This is a genomic window from Spirosoma horti, from assembly GCF_054776595.1.
In genome coordinates this window covers 791042-814190 of sequence record NZ_BAAHBQ010000003.1, presented here as the reverse complement: position 1 = coordinate 814190, position 23149 = coordinate 791042, and the positions used below count along the sequence as shown (strand labels likewise).

The 23149-nt window shown below is 50.2% G+C and carries 15 protein-coding genes; 12 read left to right on the top strand and 3 right to left on the bottom strand.

From position 1 onward, the window contains the following. Nucleotides 1-22: 22 nt before the first annotated feature. Nucleotides 23-2173, bottom strand: coding sequence for a carboxy terminal-processing peptidase (locus tag ACYVAM_RS11125; protein ID WP_461066864.1), 2151 nt, complete (start codon nt 2171-2173; stop codon nt 23-25). A gap of 110 nt (nt 2174-2283) precedes the next feature. After that, nucleotides 2284-3057 carry an FKBP-type peptidyl-prolyl cis-trans isomerase gene (locus ACYVAM_RS11120; protein WP_461066862.1) on the bottom strand — a complete coding sequence of 258 codons (774 nt, stop codon included), beginning with the start codon at nt 3055-3057 and terminating at the stop codon, nt 2284-2286. A 378-nt stretch (nt 3058-3435) separates the two neighbouring features. On the opposite strand from ACYVAM_RS11120, the gene atpA reads away from it, so the two are divergent. The 10 genes from atpA to ACYVAM_RS11070 all read left to right on the top strand — a co-directional run bounded on the left by atpA (nt 3436) and on the right by ACYVAM_RS11070 (nt 19378). Next, nucleotides 3436-5010, top strand: a complete 1575-nt coding sequence (atpA, locus tag ACYVAM_RS11115) for a F0F1 ATP synthase subunit alpha (protein WP_461066860.1) — start codon at nt 3436-3438, stop codon at nt 5008-5010. Between the two features lie 68 nt (nt 5011-5078). After that, on the top strand, nt 5079-5978 hold the full coding sequence (gene atpG / locus ACYVAM_RS11110) for an ATP synthase F1 subunit gamma (protein WP_461066858.1): 900 nt from the start codon (nt 5079-5081) through the stop codon (nt 5976-5978). A 263-nt stretch (nt 5979-6241) separates the two neighbouring features. After that, complete coding sequence (locus ACYVAM_RS11105) at nt 6242-6811, top strand: DUF4136 domain-containing protein (protein WP_046375685.1); 570 nt, start codon at nt 6242-6244, stop codon at nt 6809-6811. 98 nt (nt 6812-6909) lie between these two features. Beyond that, complete coding sequence (locus tag ACYVAM_RS11100; protein ID WP_461066856.1) at nt 6910-7206, top strand: hypothetical protein; 297 nt, start codon at nt 6910-6912, stop codon at nt 7204-7206. Between the two features lie 389 nt (nt 7207-7595). After that, nucleotides 7596-8243, top strand: coding sequence for a response regulator (locus ACYVAM_RS11095; RefSeq protein ID WP_461066854.1), 648 nt, complete (start codon nt 7596-7598; stop codon nt 8241-8243). A 32-nt stretch (nt 8244-8275) separates the two neighbouring features. Continuing rightward, nucleotides 8276-10051 (top strand): sensor histidine kinase, encoded by a 1776-nt coding sequence (locus ACYVAM_RS11090; protein WP_461066852.1) that lies wholly within the window; start codon nt 8276-8278, stop codon nt 10049-10051. 90 nt (nt 10052-10141) lie between these two features. After that, the gene (locus tag ACYVAM_RS11085) at nt 10142-13369 is read left to right on the top strand and encodes a SusC/RagA family TonB-linked outer membrane protein (RefSeq protein WP_461066850.1); all 3228 of its coding nucleotides are present in this window, start codon (nt 10142-10144) and stop codon (nt 13367-13369) included. Nucleotides 13370-13446: 77 nt separating this feature from the next. After that, nucleotides 13447-15015, top strand: coding sequence for a RagB/SusD family nutrient uptake outer membrane protein (locus tag ACYVAM_RS11080; RefSeq protein ID WP_461066848.1), 1569 nt, complete (start codon nt 13447-13449; stop codon nt 15013-15015). A gap of 89 nt (nt 15016-15104) precedes the next feature. Then, nucleotides 15105-16199: an IPT/TIG domain-containing protein gene (locus tag ACYVAM_RS11075; protein WP_461066846.1), complete on the top strand. Its 1095-nt coding sequence runs from the start codon at nt 15105-15107 to the stop codon at nt 16197-16199. Between the two features lie 74 nt (nt 16200-16273). After that, on the top strand, nt 16274-19378 hold the full coding sequence (locus ACYVAM_RS11070; RefSeq protein WP_461066844.1) for a glycosyl hydrolase: 3105 nt from the start codon (nt 16274-16276) through the stop codon (nt 19376-19378). A gap of 123 nt (nt 19379-19501) precedes the next feature. Here the strand turns inward: ACYVAM_RS11070 and ACYVAM_RS11065 are convergent, their stop codons facing one another. Further along, the gene (locus ACYVAM_RS11065; protein WP_461066842.1) at nt 19502-20434 is read right to left on the bottom strand and encodes a DUF6607 family protein; all 933 of its coding nucleotides are present in this window, start codon (nt 20432-20434) and stop codon (nt 19502-19504) included. A gap of 177 nt (nt 20435-20611) precedes the next feature. On the opposite strand from ACYVAM_RS11065, the gene ACYVAM_RS11060 reads away from it, so the two are divergent. Together ACYVAM_RS11060 and ACYVAM_RS11055 are read left to right on the top strand one after the other, a co-directional pair. After that, a complete protein-coding gene (locus ACYVAM_RS11060) occupies nt 20612-22705 on the top strand; it encodes a TonB-dependent receptor plug domain-containing protein (RefSeq protein ID WP_461066840.1) in 2094 nt (697 codons plus the stop codon). Nucleotides 22706-22756: 51 nt separating this feature from the next. Then, on the top strand, nt 22757-23137 hold the full coding sequence (locus tag ACYVAM_RS11055) for a hypothetical protein (RefSeq protein ID WP_461066838.1): 381 nt from the start codon (nt 22757-22759) through the stop codon (nt 23135-23137). Nucleotides 23138-23149 lie beyond the last annotated feature (12 nt).

Here is a 23149-nt window from a genome sequence, read left to right as displayed (position 1 = left end):
TTATAGAACTGAAATAACCGGATTATTTATTAACGGCCAGGTGAGCGGCCATAATGTAGTCTGCCAGCACCAAGCCTGCTTCATTCAGATACAGGTCTTTTTTCTTCTTGGGAGCTGCGGCTGTTGTAGGGGTAGCCGGAGTGCCCGTTTCGTCTACTGGTGCAGATGCCTGCGACACTTTGTTGGCTGCGGCCCGTTTCCGTTCGGCTTCGTCACGCTCTTTCCGGCGCTTTGCTTCCTGTAGCGACACAACCGTATTCTCTTTCGCTTTCTTAAAGTCGGCCAGATCCTGCGCCAGTTGCTTTAACTCCGGATCAGACTTGAGCCGCTGGTCGAAACGATCACGTAGACGGCTCAGGATTTTATCGTCCAGACCACGAGATTGCTCATACCGGGTGGTGTTGATTTGATCCCAAGGTAAAGCGCTTGGCTGTGAGCTTTCACCGTATTCCTCTGCTGAGAAAGCCGATGGCAGCTGAATGTCCGGCGTTACGCCTTTGTGCTGCGTGCTGCTACCGTTGATGCGGTAGAACTTCTGGATGGTCATTTTTACCTGACCAACTTTTTCAGGCTCTTTGGGTAACCACTGGTTCAGATCGATGAGCGTTTGAACGGTTCCTTTTCCGAACGTTTGTCCACCTACAATGACACCCCGTTTGTAATCCTGAATAGCAGCGGCAAAAATTTCCGATGCCGAAGCACTAAACCGGTTTACTAATACTGCCAATGGGCCATCGTAAACAACCGTACCACCATCTTTATCGGAGTATACTTCTGTCTCGCCGGTTGATTCTTTCACCTGAACAACGGGGCCTTTCGGAATAAAGATGCCGGTCAGGTCGATGGCTTCGGTCAGAGAGCCACCGCCATTGTCGCGAAGGTCAATCACAATGCCATCCACTTTCTCGCCTTTCAGTTCTTCGACAAATTTCTTCACGTCGCTTGTCGTGCTGCTGAAGCCTTCTTCCCGTTTCCGAGCGCCTTCAAAATCGCGGTAGAACATCGGTATGTTGATGACACCGATTTTAAACGGCTTCCCGTTGTCCGTCACCTCGATCACTTCTTTCTTCGCCCGTTGCTCTTCCAGCTTTATCTTCTCACGCACCAGTCGAATTTCTTTGGGTGGGGCTCCTGCCAACGCGTTAGGCGATAGCACCTGTAAGCGAACAACGGTGCCTTTAGGACCTTTGATCAGCTTGACAACCTCGTCGACCTGCCAGTTCATCGTGTTAACCATTGGGCCATTGTCGCCCTGGGCCACACCCGCAATCTTATCCTCTTTGTTGAGCAGTTTGCTCTTGAAGGCTGGACCGCCGGGCAACACATCCGTGATGCGAATGTAATCACCGTCTTCGCGAAGCATGGCTCCGATTCCTTCCAGCGACTGGCTCATTTCCTGGTTGAACCGATCGGCGTTGGTGGGCGACAAATAGTTCGTATGTGGGTCGAGGGCCTCCGCAAAGGAGTTCATGTACATCTGGAATACATCGGCACTTTTCACCCGATTGATCGCTTTGTCAAGATTGGTGTACCGTTGGTTCATCAATGCCACTACAGCGCTATCTTTCCGGTTGCCCAGTCGCAGTTCCAACTCCTGATTTTTCAGAATTTTGGTCCACAGGTCATTTTGTTCTTCTACCGTTTTAGGCCACGGCGCTTTTTCACGGTCTGTGTTAAACGTCTCGTCGGCGGTGAAGGTAAACGGTTTTTTGATCTGTTCTTTAATGAAAGCGCTGCGCTCCTGGTAGCGTTTCTTGTACACATTGAACAAATCGTAAGCCGCCGTCAGGTCGCCATTGACAAGCGCATCGTCAATCTGGTACCGATATTTCTCAAACGAGGCCACATCCGATGCCAGTAGATACGCTTTATTGCCATCTACTTCTTTCAGGTAATTATCCCAAACAACAGACGACAGCGAGTCGTTGAGTCGTACTTTGCGGTAGTGATAGGTCGTCAGCAGCTTCGCCACGAGCGTTTCTACTTTCTCCTGCGAAATAGTAGGCTGGAGATCACCAGTGGCTGTTGCCGATGTTGGCGACGATAGCGCGCTACCACGCGTTGCATTAACGGAGGTGCCGGGCGCATCCACGCCGGGCGCTCCATTCGATGGTGAATCCGGCTGAAAGCTCAGCATCAGCACGGGTACTAGGGTTACCAGATACTTTTTCATCTATACTACCCAGGTTAATTGGGAATGATAGAATGATAGAGTGAATGAATCGCCAGCGCACTAATAGGTAGCCAGATGGTATTCAATCAGTCAGTCATTCTATCATTCACTCATTGTTTAACAATATCAAGCAACTCTACGTCGAAGACTAATGTTGAGCCGGGTTTGATATCGGCGCCGGCGCCACGGTCTCCATACGCTAACTCTGATGGGATGTACAGTTTCCATTTTGAGCCAACAGGCATCAATTGCAAGGCTTCTGTCCACCCTTTAATCACTTCATTCACACCGAATTCGGCAGGCTGACCACGTTCTACCGAACTGTCAAAAACCTTACCATCCAGCGTTTTGCCGGTATAATGTACTTTTACCCGATCCGTAGCCGTTGGCTTAGCGCCGGTTCCTTCTTTGTCGACCGAGTACTGCAAACCACTGGCGGTAGTAACTACCCCAGGCTTCGCTTTGTTCTCTGTCAGAAAAGCCGTACCAATTTTTTTATTTTCAGTCGATGCCTTCATGCCTTCTGCATTCCGGATGGCCATCTGCTTCTGCATAAATCCATTCATTACCTGACTACACTGTTCCTGGGTTAACAGGGTGGATTGACCGCTCAACGCATCTTGCAGGCCGCGCATCAGCAAGGCATTATTGAGGTCATTCAATCCCTGTTGTTTAAGGTTCTGTGCCATGAACACCCCAATACTATAACTAACAGAGTCTTGAGTGGAGGCCATCCCCGATCCAGCGGTGGCTGGTTTGGCGGCTGTGGCTGATTTGGCTGGTGTAGCCTTCTTTACAGTTGATTTCTTTACTTGGGCAGTCGCGCTACCGGCGACAAAAACGGCTGACGCCATACCGGCCAGCATCCATTTGTTGAACTTCATGCGAAAACGAAACGGGGGTGTAATATTAAGGAAACGTAATACCCTATTTAAACGTGAATAAGTAGGATAAAAGTTTAGATAGGGTTCGGTTTAATGAAAAAGAGTGTGCAGGTAACCTGGCCAAAAGACTTCTTTCTGAAAAGGATTACCTAACTAAAAGTAGTGGAAAAGATTGGCAGATGACAAATTTGGCCACTTTAAATACTGTTAAATCGGATGAACGGTTTACGGGCTTTGGTAAGTGGCTGAGTTTCGGTTGGCCTGTTATCGGAAAAGTCTAACATTCAGCAGTTGTTTCTGTATTTTATCTCGTTTTTATCAGTTTTTAATCATACCTTTGCGGCCGAAAAAACAACATTAAATTCTCATTATACACATATGGAATCCGTAAGACCCGACGAGATATCAGCCATCCTTCGCCAGCAACTGGCCGGAACACAAACCGAGGCTGAACTCGAAGAAGTCGGTACGGTGCTGCAAATCGGTGATGGCGTAGCGCGTATCTACGGCCTCTCGAAAGTGCAGGCCGGCGAATTGCTGTCTTTCGACAATGGACTTCAGGCAATGGCTCTGAACCTGGAAGAAGATAACGTCGGAGCAGTTTTGCTCGGCGATTACTCAGAAATCAAAGAAGGTGATACCGTTAAGCGTACCGATCAAATTGCCTACGTAAACGTTGGTGATGGCATTCTGGGCCGCGTGGTAAACACCCTCGGCTTGCCGATTGATGGTCTGGGTCCTATTCAGGGTGAATTGTATCAAATGCCGCTGGAGCGTAAAGCACCGGGCGTAATTTTCCGCCAGCCCGTAACGGAACCGCTACAAACAGGGATCAAAGCGATCGACGCCATGATCCCCATTGGTCGCGGTCAGCGGGAATTAATCATTGGTGACCGCCAGACAGGTAAAACGGCGGTGGCTATTGACACAATCATCAACCAGAAAGAATTCTACGACAAAGGACAGCCTGTGTTCTGTATCTATGTTGCCTGCGGTCAGAAAGCATCGACCGTTAAGCAAGTGGAGCAAACACTGCGTAAGGCGGGTGCTATGGATTACACTGTAATCGTGGCGGCTAACGCATCTGATCCATCGCCGATGCAGTTCTTCGCGCCGTTTACGGGTGCCGCCATTGGCGAGTTTTTCCGTGATACGGGTCGTCCTGCCCTGGTTGTTTATGACGATCTGTCGAAACAGGCGGTTGCCTATCGTGAAGTGTCTCTGCTGCTGCGTCGCCCACCAGGGCGGGAAGCGTATCCAGGAGACGTGTTCTATCTGCACAGCCGTTTGTTAGAGCGGGCTGCTAAAATCAACCAGAACGACGACATCGCTAAAACGATGAACGACCTACCCCCAAGTCTGAAAGACCGGGTGAAAGGCGGTGGTTCATTGACGGCGTTGCCAATTATCGAGACGCAGGCTGGTGACGTATCGGCTTATATTCCAACCAACGTAATCTCGATTACGGATGGTCAGATCTTCCTGGAGTCGAACTTGTTTAACTCAGGTATCCGTCCGGCCATCAACGTAGGTATTTCGGTATCGCGGGTGGGTGGTAATGCCCAGATCAAGTCGATGAAGAAAGTAGCGGGTACGCTGAAACTTGATCAGGCTCAGTTCCGCGAGCTGGAAGCATTCGCGAAATTCGGCTCTGACCTTGATGCGTCGACCAAACTGACCATCGAACGGGGTCGCCGGAACCAGGAGATGCTGAAACAACCTCAGTATTCGCCAGTACCCGTTGAGCAGCAGGTGGCCATTATCTATGCATCAACCAACGGTCTGCTTGACCGGGTTCCTGTCAACAAAGTGAAAGAGTTCGAGAGCGAGTTCAGTATGATCCTGAGTGCACAGCACCCAACTGTATTGAATGACCTGCGTGCCGGTAAGTTGACTGACGAAGCTACGGCTGCGTTGAAAAAAGTAGCGGCTGACCTTTCGGCAAATTATTAATATGGTTTTCAGTTTACAGTTTATGGGTAGCTGCCCATAAACTGTAAACCGCAAGCCGAATACCACACATGGCATCACTAAAAGAAGTACGCGCTCGGATTTCGTCCATTAACTCGACTCAGCAAATCACCAAAGCCATGAAAATGGTGGCGGCCGCCAAGCTACGTCGTGCGCAGGATAATATTACGCAATTACGACCTTACGCTCAGAAACTGGGCCAGATGCTCGGAACGGTTTCTGCCGGGGCAGAAACCGCATCGGAGAACCCATATAAGCAGGCTCGCTCAATTGAGCGCGTTCTGTTGATCGTGGTGACCTCAGATCGTGGCTTATGCGGTGCCTTCAACACAAACGTGGTGAAAGGCGCGTTGACTGTCATGGATGAGAAATATTCGGCGCAGGCTCGTTCAGGTAATGTCGAGATTATGGCCATTGGTAAAAAGGGCGCCGAAGCGTTCCAACGCCGGGGTTTTAAGGTCAATACGTCGCATGTCGATGCCTTTACCTCGCTGAGTTTTGCCACCGTTCGGACGGCGGCAGAAGAAGCGATGGAAGGGTTTGCCAACGGTCGTTACGATGTTGTTGAGGTCATTTATAATGAGTTCAAAAATGCTGCCATGCAGATTGTACGGACGGAGCAAATGCTGCCGATCGTTTCCGCCGAAAAGCCGGGGACATCAGGCACAGGCACACCAGCCGCTTCAATCAACTACATTTTTGAACCCTCCGAAGTAGAAATTATTACGGAGTTGATTCCAAAAACGATCAAAATTCAGTTGTATAAAGCCGTTCTGGATTCGAACGCATCAGAGCATGGTGCCCGGATGACAGCTATGGATAAAGCAACGGAAAACGCGGGTGAGCTTCTGAAAGAGCTGCGCCTGGTGTACAACCGGACCCGTCAGGCAGCCATCACGACCGAGATTCTCGAAATTGTGGGCGGTGCCGAAGCGCTGGCCAGCGCCTAACCGCGTCTGAATACCGAGTAATAAATAAAGCCACTACCCGTGCGGGTAGTGGCTTTATTTATTCTGGATTAAGTGTCAGTTAAAAAATCCTTAAATCATTTTATTTCATTGATTTACAGTCGTTTATTTGCCCCGCTGATCTGGTAAACGGGTTAACCCATACGAACGAATAAAGCTCGTTTTTAGTTATTTTGATAGTATATACGAACAGCTTTTTTTCAACGTTTACTAATCGGTTCGATACCATCTAACGATTCAAAAAAATGAAAATTAACCGCATAATCACCAGTTTGTTAGTCGCCGGTACGCTGGCGTCCTGCGCTCCGGCCATTACGGTCAAATACGATTACGATCCTAAAGTAAACGTTCGGCAGTTTGCCACTTATCGTATCGAAGCTGATCGCCAGCGCAATGCTGACCCCATTGTGGGCAGTAACCTGAACCAGCGTCGGATTGCCGATGCGCTCGATCAATCGCTTAAAGCGCGTGGTTATAAACCCGTAACCCAGGGCGAAGCTGATCTGGTTGTCCGGTTCTTCATGGATTCTAAAGACAAGCAGCAAATTCAGTCCAACAACATGTACTCGCCTTATTCGTGGTGGTACGGTGGTATGGGCAACAACGTTTACTCTCGTCAATATGAAGAAAATCGCGTTGTCGTGAACGTGTCGGATGCGCGTACTAATGACATCATCTGGCAGGGCTGGGCCACGGGACAGCTGAACAACCGCAACAAGGAGCGGGATCGTGATCAGGCTTTCCGCGAAACGATCACCAGTATCATGAAGAACTTTCCGGAAAGTGCCGGACAGGATTACGGCGCTGCCCGCTAATCGCATAAACAACCTGATCAAAAAACCTGCTACCCAACGGTTGGCAGGTTTTTTTATGGTCACTGCTTTTCGTTAATTTGTATCTTTTCCACTATGTCATGCCTACTGTAAGCCGAGGAGTAGTCTATTCTCTCCTGGCAGTAGTTATTATACTACTGTTAGGCATTGCGGCATTAGTGATGGTAGCATCGCAGCGAAACCAGCGTCTGGCAGATGCCACTATTGATTTCCAGCGAAGTCTGAATCAGAAAGATGGGAAAATAAAGGCTCTTCAGCAACGGCTCGAAAACTGCGATACTGTTCGGGCACCTTCACCCGATGATTCAGGCTGGGGGCCTGTAGGTACAGATACTGCCGCTGTGGTGAACCAGACCGATTCTTCCCACTCATTTTAAGGGTAGATGGCAGTCCGCTGCAGGGCTGTAGAAACGTCCCAATCAACCCGTTAAAACTTATTGGTTCAGTGCTATAGACAAGCGCTGATTTACCTGTGTTCCCAGGCCGCTTCTCGTTTTTCAATCCGGCCGCTAGCTAGGGTTTACCCTAAATTTATACGAAGTCGGGTTTTCACTATTCTATGTATGGTCAGGTTAATCCTAATTTTGCTAAACAAAGTTCTATTTATTTATATCGTCCAACTAAATACGTTATCCGTTAAATTTTGTAACTGATTTTTAGTAATCTGTGAAGAAAGAGTTGACCGATAAAAAGGCTTTTGAGAGGGATCAATTAGCTGTTATTCTTGTGTTCTAGCTGTTATTGACCCATATGAAACGAAATATACATGATACGGGTGCTGATTGCCGATGACCATAATGTATTTGTTGAGGGGATTGCATCACTCATTTCAGGCTCGCCCGATATTCAGGTAACAGAGCGGTGTTACACCGTTCAATCGGTCATGGATCGGTTAAGTCAGTCGGTGGTGGATGTAGTGCTGCTGGACATTTCGTTTCCACAGATTGAAGATGGGCTTAACCTGTGTGAGTATATCACGCGTAGCTACGCGAAAACGAAAGTGGTTGTGCTGACCATGCACGACGATGCCAGCCTGATCAAACGGGTCGTCAAGAAAGGAGCAAAGGGCTACTTACTGAAAAATACGACCAAAACGGAGTTATTACAGGCGATTCAGACGGTACATCACGAGAAGCAGTATTTCAATGAGACTATCACACACATTCTGTTGAATGATGGGCCCAAGGCAAAGAAATCGTCGGTGGGAGCGGGCCTGAAGCCAAACCTGACGCCCCGTGAATCGGAAGTCTTACTGCTGATGGCGCAAGGATTGACGACCCAGCAAATGGCTTCCCAACTGTTCGTTAGCGCCAAAGCGGTCGAGTTTCACCGGAGTAGTCTGCTTATGAAATTTAGTGTTCCAAACACGGCTCTGCTGATCAAGACCGCCATGGAAATGCAGTATATCGATTAATTGATCTGTATTTGGTGCTACTGTCTATACCAATGACGATTTCTCTCCGGCTTTGCCTGCTTCCTAAAAAATGGATACTGGCTGTTCTCTTTCTGGGAACATGCGGCTGTATGCAACAGGGGTGGGCCTTATCCGAATCGTCGGCGATAGACAGTCTGAAGAGAAAAATTGATCAGTTAGTACTGGATAGAAAATACGGTCAGGCGGCTAAATCGTGCGAATCGTTGGGCTGGCTTTATCACCATCAGTATGGCTACAACAAGTACACCATCGATGCCTACCTAAATGGGTTAAAATACTACAGCCTGGTAGGCGATTCGCTGGGATATTACAATGAGCACATTGTAATTGGTGAGTATTACACGCATGATTATTTCATGCAGCCCGCTGCCGAAAAATACCTGAATAAAGCGCTGCAATATTTTGAGCGAACAAAAAATACGCCTAAAGTCATTGAGAGTCAGCTGGTACTGGCCAATATTGCGCAGAATAAAAAGCCCATACCCGCCGGTTTATTAACGGAGCTTCGACGGGTGGAACGAATAAGCGAGCGTTATAAACAGCCGCAATCTCAGGCCTATGCGCTGAATTTGCTGGCCAATACATACTCGCGGAACAAGCAGCCTGATTCGGCCCAGTACTTTGCCAGCCGGAGCTTGGTCATGGCAAAAAAGTTGAAAATAAACTGGTTGATTGCTCTGAATTACTTCTATCTGGGCATTGTGGAGCAATTCAAAAATCATCCGAAAGAAGCGATTGAGGCTTATCAGAAAAGTTACCAGTTAGCGGAAGCTGAAAATAACCTGCCCATGCTGCGGGAACTGTCCAAGCACTCTGCAGACAGCTACTCACGAATGGGCGATTATAAAAATGCGTACGCAGCTTCGTTGAAGGCGCAGGAGTTTACGAACCAGTTTTATAACTCCGAACAGACAAAAAGTATTCGTTTGCAGGAATTGGATAGTCAGATCAAAACGCTGGCTGTTGAAAAACAATTGGTTGAAGAACAGAGCCGAAACCAGCATGTGTTGAATTCGATGCTCGCCATCGGTCTGATCATTAGCGTGTTAGGCGTGGGCGCGTTGGTGTTTCTACGTCGCCAGCAAAAGCTGATTGCACACCAGGAGACCGTCATTGCCCAACAGCATATTCGTCAACTGGAGCTTAAGTCCCTGCGGGCCATGATTGAAGGACAGGAGGGTGAGCGCAGCCGTATTGCTCGTGATTTACACGATGGCCTGGGCATCCAGTTATCGCGAATCAAGTTGTTTGTCGAAGCGCATCAGGAGCAGTTACCCTTGTCCGTGAAAGAACCCTTAAACCAGTTTTTAGATGAAGCCTGCACCGAAACCCGGCTGATTTCCAGTAATTTACGGCCTTATGCGCTCTCTACTTTTGGTCTGGTTCCGGCGCTGGAAGACCTGGTGCAGAAGCTCAATCTGGTCAATCAGACGAAGTTATACCTGGAACAATATGGCGAAATGCCTGACTTGAGCGACGAGGCTCTAGTGATGATTTACCGGGTTATACAGGAGTTGCTCAATAATGCCCTCAAACACGCCAATGCGCAGACGGTTACCGTGCAGATAATGGCCAGTGACGAAAAAACCCTCATTAGTGTAGATGACGACGGGCAGGGGGGCGATTTTGAAAACAGGCCGTCAAAAGGAAATGGGATTGCCAACATCAACTCACGCATTGCCTACCTGGGCGGGCAGGTTATGTGGCAAAGCGAAATCGGAAAAGGAACGTCCGTTATGATTTCGCTGCCCATGAAAAAACAACCAGCCATACCCACAATCGCATAGCGTTTTCAGACTCAACAGGAGCCGATCAGGTATGGTATAAGCAGTAATATCTACTTTCTCTATATTCTTAGTTCACAATTAATTTCCACTATGATTAAACATATGCTTTCAGGCGCGGTCGTCCTGAGCAGTTGGCTAACTGTCTGTGCCCAGGACCGAGCGATTACCAGAATAGCCCCGATGAAGAATCAGGCTGTTCTGGCGACTACGAAAGATACGAAGGCTGGCATCAACGGCACATCCGATGTGAAAGCCCTGATAAAAGGGGTTGTATCGGATGAAAAAGGGAATACCCTGCCCGGTGCAACCGTGTCTGTAAAAGGAACACAGCTGGGCACTACGACCGATGTTGACGGGAAGTTTTCGATCAATATGCCTGCCGGGTCCAAAGTACTGGTCTTTTCGTTCATCGGAATGAAAACGCAGGAGGTTGAAGTCGGTACGCGTACGTCGCTCAACATCACGCTGCAAAGCGGTGATCAGTCATTAGACGAAGTCGTTGTTATTGGGTATGGAACAGCCAAGCGTTCGGACGTAACGTCGTCTATTACGACTGTTAAAGCAGCTGATCTGAAGGATATTCCGGCGGCCGGTATTGACCAGCTTTTGCAGGGAAAAGCGGCCGGTGTAACGGTAACCAGCAACGGTGGCCAGCCCGGCGGTGGCGTTTCGGTTAAGGTGCGCGGGGTAACGTCCATCAACAGCAATGACCCCCTGTTCGTGATCGATGGCGTGCCGTTCGTGGGTGGAAACACCTCCAATAGTACAGGTTACGCAGGCCTAGGCGGTGGCGATGGGCAAACCGGAAACAGCGTGATGGCGATGCTCAACCCCAACGACATCGAAACGATCGATGTTTTGAAAGATGCATCGGCGCAGGCTATTTACGGATCGCAGGCAGCCAATGGCGTTATTCTGGTAACGACCAAAAAAGGAAAACAGGGCGAAGGGAAGATCAACTACGAAATGTACACAGGCGTTTCGGAAGTGGCTCGCCGGTTGAACTTAATGAACCTTCGGGACTTTGCCCGTTATCAGAACGAAGTGCTGCCGATTATTGGAAACCCGGTGGCGGCTGAATTCAAAAATCCTGACTTGCTGGGCGAAGGGACGGATTGGCAGGAGGCTATGTTTCAACATGGCAAGATCAACAACCACCAGCTGAGTTTTTCGGGCGGTCGCGATAAAACGACGTACTACCTGTCGTTGAATTACTTCGACAACAAAGGGATTCTGCTGGGGTCTGATTTCAAGCGGTATTCGTCGCGCTTTAGCCTTGACACGCAACTCAAAAGCTGGGCGAAAGTGGGTTTGAGTGCCAACGTATCGCGCAGTATTCAAAACGTATCCCTGGCCGATGCCGCCGAAGGAACCATCTGGAATGGGGCATCGACCAGCCCGCTGGTACCCGTCAAAAACCTGGACGGTTCGTGGGGTGGTGGCCAAACGGTGGGTGGTGTGCAATACAACAATGCCAACCTGGTTGGAAACAGCCAGTTCCGGGGCAATACCAAAACGTCGAACAACATATTCGGGAGCCTCTATGCGGAAATTCAGCTGATGAAAGACCTGACGTTGCGGAATGAATTATCGTACTCATTAGGGCAGGATAACAACATTGCTTTTCAGAAAGCGGGCAACGTGGGCGGTACATCGTTCCGTAGCAAACTGATCGACTCCCGGTCGGATAGCTATTACTACTCGATTACCAACTACCTGAATTACAACAAGTATATCAAGAAACACGGGATTCAGGCAACGCTGGGACATCAGGTACAAAACTCGTACTACCAGTCAATTTCGGGTACGAAGGTGGATTTGCAGGCCAACATTTTTGACCTCAACACCGGTAGCGCCGACCAGACAACCTGGGGCCTGAGCGGGGGTAAGGGCCAATGGGCGATGGAGTCTTATTTTGCCCGCGCCAACTATACTTATGACGATCGCTACTCGCTGTCGGCCAGTTTCCGCGCCGATGGGTCGTCGAACTTCGGACCGAACAACCGCTGGGGTTATTTCCCCGGTGTATCGGCGGGCTGGACGGTGTCGAACGAGAAATTCATGAAAGGCGACATTTCCAAAGTGCTGAGCTATACAAAGGTTCGCCTGGGTTACGGGATCGTGGGTAACCAGAACTTCCCCGGCGGAGCGCCTAACCCGGCTTATGTGGGCGCGGTTCAGTTCTTCTCCGGTCCGGTGGGCTTCGGCTCGTCGAACATGATCAATGGGATTCCGAACCCGAACCTGAAATGGGAGTCGGTAAAAACTGCCAATGCGGGTGTAGACCTTGGCTTCTTCAATGGCCGGATCGACGCGACCATCGACGTATATAAGAAAGTGACATCCGATATGATCATCTTCCTGACCGGGCCGAACCTGATTGGCGTGGGCGATCAGTGGGATGACCTGAAAGCACCGCTGGGTAATGCCGGTCAGATGACGAATACCGGGGTTGACATCGGGCTGACAACGACCAACATCAAGAAAGGTAATTTTAGCTGGAAGACCAACGTTGTGTTTACCCAGTTTACCAACAGCTATGACCGGGCAGCCAGTGCGGCTTCGGCTCTGGACGGTAAGGTGTACTACAATAACTACCTGATTACGCACACCACACCCGGCCGTCCCGTTGGTTCGTTCTGGGGGCTGGTGACGGATGGACTATTCCGTACGCAGGCCGATCTGGACAGAAGCCTGCCGCAGTTTGGCTACAAGGTCAACCAAAACGAGACCTGGCTGGGCGATATCCGGTACAAGGACATTAATGGCGATGGCAAAATCGACGCGCAGGATCTGACTTTTATTGGCAGTCCGATACCCAAGTTTAGCTGGGGCTTCACCAACACCCTGAACTACGGTGATTTCGACTTCTCGCTGTTCCTGCAGGGCAGCCAGGGCGGCAAAGCGTATAACTTCCTGCGCTGGCAGCTGGAGGGCTTGAACAATGCCTATACTAACCAGCTCAAGACGGTGAACGACCGGTATACGGAAGCCAATCAAACTGGCGCGCTGCCACGCTTCACCAATACCAATAAGAACAACACGGCCATGTCGGATCGGTATATTGAAGATGCATCGTACATGCGGATTCAAAATATTACTCTCGGCTACCGGCTTCCGAAGGCGTTGTTGAGCAAAGCCAAAATTGCGAACCTACGGGTATATGGGACGATTCAGAACCTGAAAACCTTCACCAGCTACTCTGGCTATGACCCCGAAATCGGTGCTTTCAACAACAGCATCAAACTGATGAACGTCGATACGGGCCACTATCCAAACCCACGCACGTTCACTGTAGGGGCGAATTTACAGTTCTAAAATGATTGAGTGATTGAATAGGTTATTCGACAATCATTCAAGCACTCAATCACTTAATCATTCAACATTAAACTGATATGAAACTCAAGCCACTATATGCCCTGATGCTTCCGGCGATGTTGCTGTCTTCGTGTTCGAAGGACTTCATCGATCGGCCGTCGCTGTCGGGCACCACCACAGGTAACTATTACAACAATGCCGATGAAGTACGGGGTGCCACCAGTACGCTTTACAGCGGATTACCTTGGCGGAACTACGAAAGCCGGGCGCAGGACGCCATAGGCGACGTGATGTCGGGCAATATGTTCACGTACACCGATGTCGAGTACCTCAATTTTACGGTGTCCTCAGCCTCAGAGCGGATCGGTGCATCGTGGGGTGCCTTTTACAAGATCATCGGCTACGCCAACGTGATGATCAAAACCTTTGAGGAAAAGAAAGCTGCCGGTGGTGGAGCGGCTTACCTTGATCCCGCCATTGCCGAATGCCATTTCATTCGCGGAATGCTTTATTTCTACATTGGCCGGACCTGGGGCGCTGCGCCGATCATTACCGATCCGGGGGCAACCGCCCTCTCGGGTGACTTCAACATTCCACGCTACATCCAGAAAGATGTGCTTCGGTTTGCACTCGAAGAGCTAAAACTGGCTGAAGCTGGTTTGCCGGAATCAGATGTACCAGGACGGGTAACCAAATACGCGGCCAAGGGGTTGATGGCGAAAATGTATCTCTACAGCAAGGATTACGCAAATGCCAAAGCCAAAGCCGAAGAAGTGATCAACTCGGGTAAGTACAGTCTGGTAGCCGATTACAGCGGCATGTTCACCAAGATGAGCATGAACAACAATGCCGAGTCTATCTTTTCGATCCAGCACCAGCTGGCGCAGGACCCCTGGGGGACCGGGAACATTAAAAATCCTGATCGGGGAGCTGGTGCGCTCCGTACCGCCGAAGCCGATGCCTGGGAAATGTATGTTCCGTCGCTGGATTTACTGAAAGAGTATGAGTTTGGTGACCTGCGTCGGAAATGGTCGGTGATGGAACACGGCTGGACGAATCCGAACTGGAAGCCGCAGCGGGTTAATGCGCCCAAGTACAATGCGTTTATGGCCAACGGCTTCAAATACGATACCCTGCAGCCGGCAGAAGATGGCGGAAGCCAGGGGCCAACCCGCTCGAACATCGTTAAATATTTTGCCGGACCGGGTAAAAGTTTTGGTGGCGATGCGGTACTGGGTCAAAACTCGGGAAACAATGTTGTGTTGCTTCGCTATGCCGATATTTTGCTCATCTACGCCGAGGCCATCCTGGCAGGGGGCGCTTCGACCAGTGACGCAAAAGCCCTGGACGCGCTGAATAAAGTGCGGAGCCGGGCTGGGTTATCCCCCAAAACATCATTCACGCAAGATGATATTCTGCACGAACGTCGGGTTGAATTCGCGTTTGAAGGCGATTACTGGTATGATATTCAGCGTCAGGGTTTTGCCAAAGCGAAAGCCATGATTGAGAAACAAAACCGGGGCACCGTGACAGGAGCGAACCACATCACCAACTTCACAGAAGACAAAATGTATCTGCCGATTCCATCCGGCGAGATCGTACAAGATCCTGAGTTGGGTAAAGATCCGGTTCCTTATTACAAATAAACACAGGCTAGTTTGCGGTTTGTCGTCAGTAATGCTTTCCCGTTTGTCAGCAACAAACCATAAACCAGCTTACCTAAAAACGTAATCAAATGAAATTCACTAGATTTAATCGAATAGCGGGTTTGTTCCTCCTGACGGGCTTAGTCGGTTTTGGGATAACCTCCTGCGAAAAAGATACCGACGGAACTCCGCAAATTGCTCCCGGAAATCCTGTTGCAACGACTATGGCGCCCGATTCGGCGGCTGGAGGTTCCATTGTTACCCTGACCGGAACAGGCCTGGGTGATATTCGGACCATTGTCTTCGAAAAACAGAATGTGCCCGCCGGGTTCCAGCCGACGCTGAATACGGATAACGCCCTCATATTCCGGGTGCCAACGGAGGCTCTGGGCGGTACGCAGAAGGTGACCTTCACCAACAGCGCCGGTCGTTCCGTTTCTGTAGATTTCAAAGTTCTGGCCTTTTCAACAGTGTCCGATGTGTCGAATTATGACTTCACGAAGGGCTCGGAAATTACACTCACGGGCAACAATCTGAGCGACGTAACCGCGGTTGCCTTTGCCGATTCGGTAAAAGGCATTTCGGATGCGGCCACCATTGTGTCAAAATCTCAAAAGCAGTTGGTCGTTAAAATGCCAGCCTCCACACTCAGCCGGGGTACGCTGAGCATTACCAACGGCACCGGGCGTATTCGCACTAAGCAGGAATTCGTGAACCTCGATATGGCCTATAAAATCTTTACCGATACCTACGGAACTGGTTTTCAGGATGGCTCATGGGGCGACGCGGCTGCGATATCGACCAAAGAGTTTATGACCGGAACGGCTTCGATCGGGAAAACCTACCAGAAAGGCAACTGGCACCTGGCGGGTTTTGCCAACTGGTCAGGATCAGCTATTGCCTATTCCACCGATTACACCTACGTAACGGGCTGGATAAAAGGAGCCTCAGCCGACTACTCACTCTATCTGACAACCGATGCCAGCAAAGCCGGATTTGGTAATACGGACGACAGAAACAAAATCAATGTAAAAGCGGGTGTCTGGAATTACTTCAAACTCAAGCTGTCTGACATTGACTTCTGGCTACCCGGCAAAACCCTGACCCAAGTCGGCTTCAGAATCCAGGGTCCTGATAAACAGGATGAAACGTTCTACTTCGATGATATTCTGCTAGTCAAATAAGACAACGTGGATCGCACGGACACCCGTGCGATCCACGTTACGTTTCCTATTCCTGAACCCTTTCCTTTTTAATTGTGCTTTCTGATTTACTCACTGCTTTTAATCGGGCACTACCTTGCCCAAAGGGAGCAATCCCTTTTTTTTTAGCCGCCTGGCTGGCCTGTACGTTAACGGGCTTCGCAGCTGGCCCCATTCGGATCGAAGCTGAAGCCAGCCAGGGCGTTACGCTTAACGGTGTACAAATCGTGAATGATAACGTAAATGCATCTGGAACAGGCTATGCCTGGGGGTTCGATGATGATAGCAACGGGGGCGACAACATTGTATTTACAGTGCCTGCCACGGCCGGGGCGTATGAATTGACAATCGGGTATTATTCACCGTATGGTGATAAAAAGACCCGGCTAACGATTAATGGCGCTACCAGCGAGCAGGATTTGAAAGGAATCGATAATCGGTTCGGTGCGCTGGTTGTCAGTGGCGTTCAATTGGTTGGCGGCCAGAATACTATTATACTCACCAAAAACTGGGGTTATTATGGCATCGACTATATTTTGCTGACACCAGCGTCTATCAAGCCGCCAACGGTTGTGCCGCTGGTAAATGGTCGGGCGGAGGCCGAACTGGGTGATTTGACGGGCGTAGAGGTCGCGACAACCAATCCGAATTTTTCGGGAACGGGTTATGTGACCGGGATCAACAGTTCGACGGATAAAATTAGTATTACGGTCAATGCACCGGCGGGGCTGTATGAACTGGCTATTGGTTATGCATCGCCCTATAGTGATAAAGGAGTTGATTTTCAGGTAAATGACGAGCCGGGAAGCGGTACACTGAAGCAAACCAGCACGGGATTTAGTGCTGCCAGTGTTGGCAAGTTTCTGTTAAAGGAAGGCCTGAATACGATCAACATTTATCAGGGCTGGGGTTATTTTGATATCGACTACATTCAGCTTACTCCAACATCGGCACCGCTGCCTGCCAAACCACCGAAAGTACTCGTTGATGCGCAGGCCACGCTGTCCACGAAGGGCTTGTTTTCGTACCTCGTTGACCAATACGGGAGCAAAGTGATCTCGGGTCAGCAGGACGATGTGGAATACATACTGGAAAAAACCGGCAAAGAACCCGCCATTGGCTCCTTTGACCTGATCGACTATTCGCCGAGTCGTGTCCAGTTCGGCACGTCGCCCCAGCGAAGCAGCGAAGACATTATTCGCTGGGCCAAAAAAGGGGAAGGGCGGGGCATCATCAGCCTGATGTGGCACTGGAATGCGCCCACCGACCTGATCAATCAGGCACCGGACAAACTCTGGTGGCGCGGTTTTTATACTGATGCCACCACGTTCGATATTGCCGCTGTGCTGGCGGATAAAAAAGGTGAACGCTATCAACTCATCCTGCGCGACATCGACGCCATTGCCCTGCAATTGAAGAAATTCCAGGCAGCCGATGTTCCCGTTCTCTGGCGCCCTCTACACGAAGCCCCCGGTGGCTGGTTCTGGTGGGGTGCCAAAGGACCTGGCCCCTTAAAAGAACTCTGGCGCATTCTGTACGATCGGTTGACGAATTACCACCAGCTACATAACCTGATCTGGGTATATACCGCCACCGATACGTTCAACGCCGACTGGTATCCGGGCGATCAATATGTTGACGTGGTCGGCATGGATATTTACGCCAACGCCAATGTTAACATGAGCGGTAACTGGGGGAGCGCACAGGCGCAACTGAATGGCAAAAAACTGGTGACCTTATCGGAAACTGGAAATCTGCCAAACCCGGATAAGGTGCGGGGCTTTGGCACCTGGTGGTCCTGGTTTTCGGTCTGGACCGGAACGGATTATATCAAAAAACAACCAATTGATTTACTGAAAACCGTATTCACGGATAAAGATGTAATCACACGTGACGAACTTCCGAACTGGCGGCCACCCGTTACGCTGAAAGTGCAGTATCAGGATGCCGACAAAGGAAATGCCAACAACACAACGATCCGGCCAAATCTGATGCTCATTAATGAAGGATCAGCGCCGGTGCCGTATAGCGAGCTTACCGTTCGGTATTGGTTTACGGCTGAAAATTACGCGGGGATCAACGCTTATATTGATTATGCCCAACTCGGGGGTAATAAAATCAAAACTAAATATGTAGCCTTACCAAACCCGCGTAACGGCGCGACCGGTTACCTTGAATACAGCTTTGATCCATCGGCGGGTAATCTGGCGGTCGGTAACTCAGGAGTAATCCAATCGCGGTTTGTCAATGCTGATTACACAAACCTGCGGGAGCAAGATGACTACTCGTACCAGGCAGCGACGGACTTTGTCCTCAACAACCATATTACGGTATACCGTACCGGTTCGGACGGAGTGCCCCAACTAATGTGGGGCGTTGAGCCCGACGTGGTTCCATCGGTTGTGAAGCTAAAAGCATTGACGCAGAACCGGAACAGTGCCGCAAACAATAGCTCGATTAACACATTTATGAGCCTTGTCAATGAGGGGAATGTGCCCGTCGCTTACAGTGATTTATCGGTGCGGTACTGGTTCACAGCCGAAGGAACCCAGAATCTGAATTTTTTTCTGGATTATGCCAAACTTGGTAACACCAGCGTGGCGGGTCAGTTTGTGCGAAATGTGAGTCGAAGCAAGGCCGACACCTATCTTCAGCTAAACGTTAAGTCAACCGTGGGCATGCTCTATCCGTCGAGCAATACCGGCGATATTCAGTACCGAATCGCCAAAGCAGACTGGTCTACGTTCAACGAGCGTAATGACTATTCATACAAGCCAACGGCTGCGATGGATACGAACAGCCATGTAACGATTTATTATAAAAACACGGACGGTGTATCACAACTGGTGTTTGGCACTGAGCCCGCTTCCGTTGCTGGCGGACGAGCCGGTGCGGAAGAAAAAACGTCGTCATTGTTGGTGACGTTACTGGGTAACCCTGTTGTAGGGGATAAGGCCAATATTGAGGTGCACGGAGCGGAAGGCAGCACGTTGAAAGTGGTTCTAACGGACGAACAGGGAAATCAGTTGCTGGCTAAAGAGACGGAGCAGGCAACTGGGTCAGAAGCCTATTCCTTTCAACTGGGTAAGGCTTCGGGCGTGTACCTGATCCGGGCCAGCACGCAGCATGAAGCCGTAACGGTGAAGGTGGTTAAGCCCTAACTAACGAGTAGTACAAATGTAAAGTCGGGTGCAGTGGTTTTCAGTTACTGCACCCGACTTTACGTCGAGTTATGAGATAGTCCCTACGCCACCGCTCTGTTATATAGCGACTTAGGCACTATTTCACTTCAGGTATTTTTCGATTGTCTGCTGAATTAGCTGGCGGCTCGTGGCTGAATTGTAGGTCGTCTTTTGTGTGGTGACGGCTAATTCATCGAGTTCATGTCCCAGCGTCTGGCCTTTTACCTGCCCTTTTATGGCTACTGCGTCGCGTTTGGCGAGTACCTCGCCCCACACTGCCCGGACGTCGGCCCAATACGCCCGATGTTTAGCCCAGAAGTCTTTGGCGGCTTTGCATTTAGTCTCATCCGTGCGCCGGTAGGTATTCAATCCCTTTTCTGAAGCCAGTAACTGATCGCCTGCTTCGGAGCGGATAATCTTGTCGTTATCCTGCTCATGTACATACCCATCCGGCCGAATTTCGTGATGATTTGTCCGGCGCATCACATTGTAATCGGTACGTTTAGTGTATTCGCGCCGGGGTAGGGGCGCATCAACGGTACTTTCCCAATAGGTGCGACCATCGGCATGAATCCAGGTCGCCGATCCTTCATAACGAGGGCTGTCATCTACTTCAAACACTTTTTGAGTCCATTGGCCCTTTGCCTGAGCAGGGGTCAGCTTTACGCGTTTCCACGAGGCACTCTGGTCGAATTTGAGCAGACTCGTATTCTGAAACTCCCAGTCTTCACGCCAGTGCTTGATCACCATTGTGTCATTGACAACGAGTAAGTGCTGAATGACAAGCTTGGTTGGCTTGTTTGCCGGACCAGACTCTTCGTCTACAAAGACAAGTTCAGTGCCTTTGGCCGTATACCGGTCTTTAAAGGTATATGCCTTATCGGGAGAAAACGTTTCGGCATACAGGAACTGGACATCATGGCATCCGCACTGCCCTTTTATTGCCGCAATATCTTCAGGTTTCGGGGCTGTTTGTGCGTAGAGAGAACTAAGGGTGGCTATGAAAAGAGCCGATATGAATAATGGTTGACGCATAGGGAGAGAAGTTTAAGTAGTAAAAGTTGACGGGACAAAATTATGTTTATTTAGACTCTTTACAAATTATTTTCTCATTTGTTTGGACAAATTCTAAATAGGCTCTACGTTTGTGGCATAAACCAGTTCGTTGGAAGGCTACCTCGACGATCAGGTTTGAGTTTAACTAACGCCACCATGTCCCTGTTTTTATTGATCACCCTGACTTTCATACAGCCCATCCAAAACGATATGCTGAAAGCACGCGCTATTGACGAGGTCGTTGTGACAGCTACACGGAACGAGCGGCCCATGGGGGCGTTGCCGCTGCCGGTTACGGTGATTAGTGGTAAACAAATTCAGCAAATGGGTAGTCTCCGGCTCAACGAGGTATTGCGGGAGCAGACAGGTCTGGCTGTTGTAACGGACCATGGGCAGGGGATTCAAGTCCAGGGCTTTGGCCCCGATTATACATTGATTCTGGTGGATGGCGAACCCATCGTAGGGCGCACGGCCGGTACACTCGACCTGACCCGATTGGCGGTTGGTAATATCAAACAGATCGAAGTGGTGAAAGGGCCGTCGTCTAGTTTATACGGCTCAGAGGCTTTGGCAGGTGTCATAAATATAATTACCCAGACACCAGGCGGGGCCTTAAATCAGGCTAAAGGCAGCCTGTCAGCACGCTACGGGGCCAACCAAACCAGCGATTTATCGGGCGATGTCAGCAACCAATGGGCCGTTGGCCGGTCCGGGAAGCTGGGTGTTTACGCTTTTCTTGACCGGTATCAATCGGCGGGGTATTCGCTGGCGAATGGCTCGACGCAAGCCCAAACCGTTGCACCGTTCACCAACTACACGGCTAGCGGACGACTGACGTTTACGGTGTCACCGAAACTGAAATTGGCCGTATCGGGCCGTTTTTTCAGCGAAAGCCAATCAAATGATTTTATCGTTAGTCCCGACATTCAGGTATCCGGACCCGGAACGGTACGGGATTACAACCTGAATCCGGTTCTGACGCATCAGATTTCAGCAAACTGGAAAATCACGTATCGCTATTATCACACAGGCTATTCTACCAATACTGATCTCCGCTACACGGCAACGCGCGACGAGTACGATGCCAGTTTTTTCCGGCAGACATTTAACCGCCCGGAAGTAGTTGTGGAACGAATCATCAATCCAAAAAATATACTGACTGCCGGCGCGGGATACATTGCCGAAGGGGTCGAAGCAACGCGCTATACGGAACATAAGCAGTTCAACACAACGTATGGCTTTGCACAATATGAATGGATGCCCTCGCTTCGCTGGACGGTCATTGCCGGTGGTCGTTACGATGCGCACAGCCAGTATGCCAGCCAGTTCAGTCCCAAACTATCGGCTCGTTATGCCCTTAGTCCGCTCATCGCCCTGCGGGGGAGCATAGGCGTAGGGTTTAAGGCGCCTGACTTTCGGCAACTGTACCTGAACTTCGATAACGCGGTGGCGGGCTATAGCGTTTTCGGGACGCAGGAAGCCGCGGCCGGTATTGCCCGGCTGCGGCAACAGGGTCAACTGGCGGAGATCGTCCTTGACCCGTCTCAACTGGCCACGATTCAGGCCGAGCGGTCGATGGCCTACAACATTGGGGCACAGCTCAAATCACCCGTATCACCGTTGACCGTAAGCCTGAACCTGTTCCGCAACGACATCCGGGATTTGATCGAAACCCAGGTAATTGCCCGGAAAACGAATGGCCAGAATGTATTCAGTTACAATAATTTAAGTCGGGTGTTCACGCAGGGCGCAGAGCTGGAAAGTAGCTGGCGATGGTCGGTTGGAACCGGTTATCTGACGCTGAGTGGCGGGTATCAGTACCTGATTGCCAAAGACAAAGCCGTTGTCGAAGGCATCAAAGCCGGGACAGTATACCGGCGCAACCCCGAAACCCTGGCCAGCGAGCGTGTAAACCCAGCCGAGTATGGCGGCCTGTTCAATCGCTCACGACACATGGCGAACCTGAAGCTTTTTTACGAATCACCCAAACGGGGGCTATCGGCTTCGTTACGGAGCGTCTATCGCGGACGGTACGGCTTTGCTGATCGGGACGGGAACCTGATTCTGGATTCGGACGGTGAATATGTTCGGGGCTACATGCTCTACAATGTGTCAGCCGCCAAGACCTGGAAAACATTGACCCTACAAGCCGGTGTGGATAATCTGACGGGTTATACCGACCCGGCTTACATTCCCAATCTGGCGGGTCGGTTATGGTACACATCGCTGCGATGGGCGTGGAAATCATAGTCAGCTTTTGTAAGCCAGGTATCTACTAAGCAATCTATAAAAGAAAAGCTCATGTGTAAGAACTGCCAGTGTCTCCTTTTATCCGATTCCGCCAATGGGCGTATCACGTTACATGACGGCCCGGCCGTCCATGAGACAGACCCAGCGGCTACGCCCGCCCAAAGCCTGTACAACATAGCCTTAGAATTCAACAACATCACCCAATGGCTTTGCTACGATGATTTTCTGGCGCTTGAATGGAACGTGCGGAGTATCGACACCTCCGCCTACTTTGAGGCACACCCGTATGAAGAACGAATTCACCTGAGTACGCCGTCGCGTTTTCTCCGGTTCAGCTTTCGGCTGCACGAGCTAATCGAGCTACGAAAAATGCTGAGCCGTGCGGTGGCACGGCTGCACTGGTTCGAAGTCCTGCGCAACGCCCAGAACTAAGCCTGACTGTGT

Coding starts and splice junctions, on each gene's coding strand:
- ACYVAM_RS11125 (WP_461066864.1), bottom strand. CDS start 2,173: ATGAAAAAGTATCTGGTAACCCTAGTACCCGTGCTGATGCTGAGCTTT.
- ACYVAM_RS11120 (WP_461066862.1), bottom strand. CDS start 3,057: ATGAAGTTCAACAAATGGATGCTGGCCGGTATGGCGTCAGCCGTTTTT.
- atpA (WP_461066860.1), top strand. CDS start 3,436: ATGGAATCCGTAAGACCCGACGAGATATCAGCCATCCTTCGCCAGCAA.
- atpG (WP_461066858.1), top strand. CDS start 5,079: ATGGCATCACTAAAAGAAGTACGCGCTCGGATTTCGTCCATTAACTCG.
- ACYVAM_RS11105 (WP_046375685.1), top strand. CDS start 6,242: ATGAAAATTAACCGCATAATCACCAGTTTGTTAGTCGCCGGTACGCTG.
- ACYVAM_RS11100 (WP_461066856.1), top strand. CDS start 6,910: ATGCCTACTGTAAGCCGAGGAGTAGTCTATTCTCTCCTGGCAGTAGTT.
- ACYVAM_RS11095 (WP_461066854.1), top strand. CDS start 7,596: ATGATACGGGTGCTGATTGCCGATGACCATAATGTATTTGTTGAGGGG.
- ACYVAM_RS11090 (WP_461066852.1), top strand. CDS start 8,276: ATGACGATTTCTCTCCGGCTTTGCCTGCTTCCTAAAAAATGGATACTG.
- ACYVAM_RS11085 (WP_461066850.1), top strand. CDS start 10,142: ATGATTAAACATATGCTTTCAGGCGCGGTCGTCCTGAGCAGTTGGCTA.
- ACYVAM_RS11080 (WP_461066848.1), top strand. CDS start 13,447: ATGAAACTCAAGCCACTATATGCCCTGATGCTTCCGGCGATGTTGCTG.
- ACYVAM_RS11075 (WP_461066846.1), top strand. CDS start 15,105: ATGAAATTCACTAGATTTAATCGAATAGCGGGTTTGTTCCTCCTGACG.
- ACYVAM_RS11065 (WP_461066842.1), bottom strand. CDS start 20,434: ATGCGTCAACCATTATTCATATCGGCTCTTTTCATAGCCACCCTTAGT.
- ACYVAM_RS11060 (WP_461066840.1), top strand. CDS start 20,612: ATGTCCCTGTTTTTATTGATCACCCTGACTTTCATACAGCCCATCCAA.
- ACYVAM_RS11055 (WP_461066838.1), top strand. CDS start 22,757: ATGTGTAAGAACTGCCAGTGTCTCCTTTTATCCGATTCCGCCAATGGG.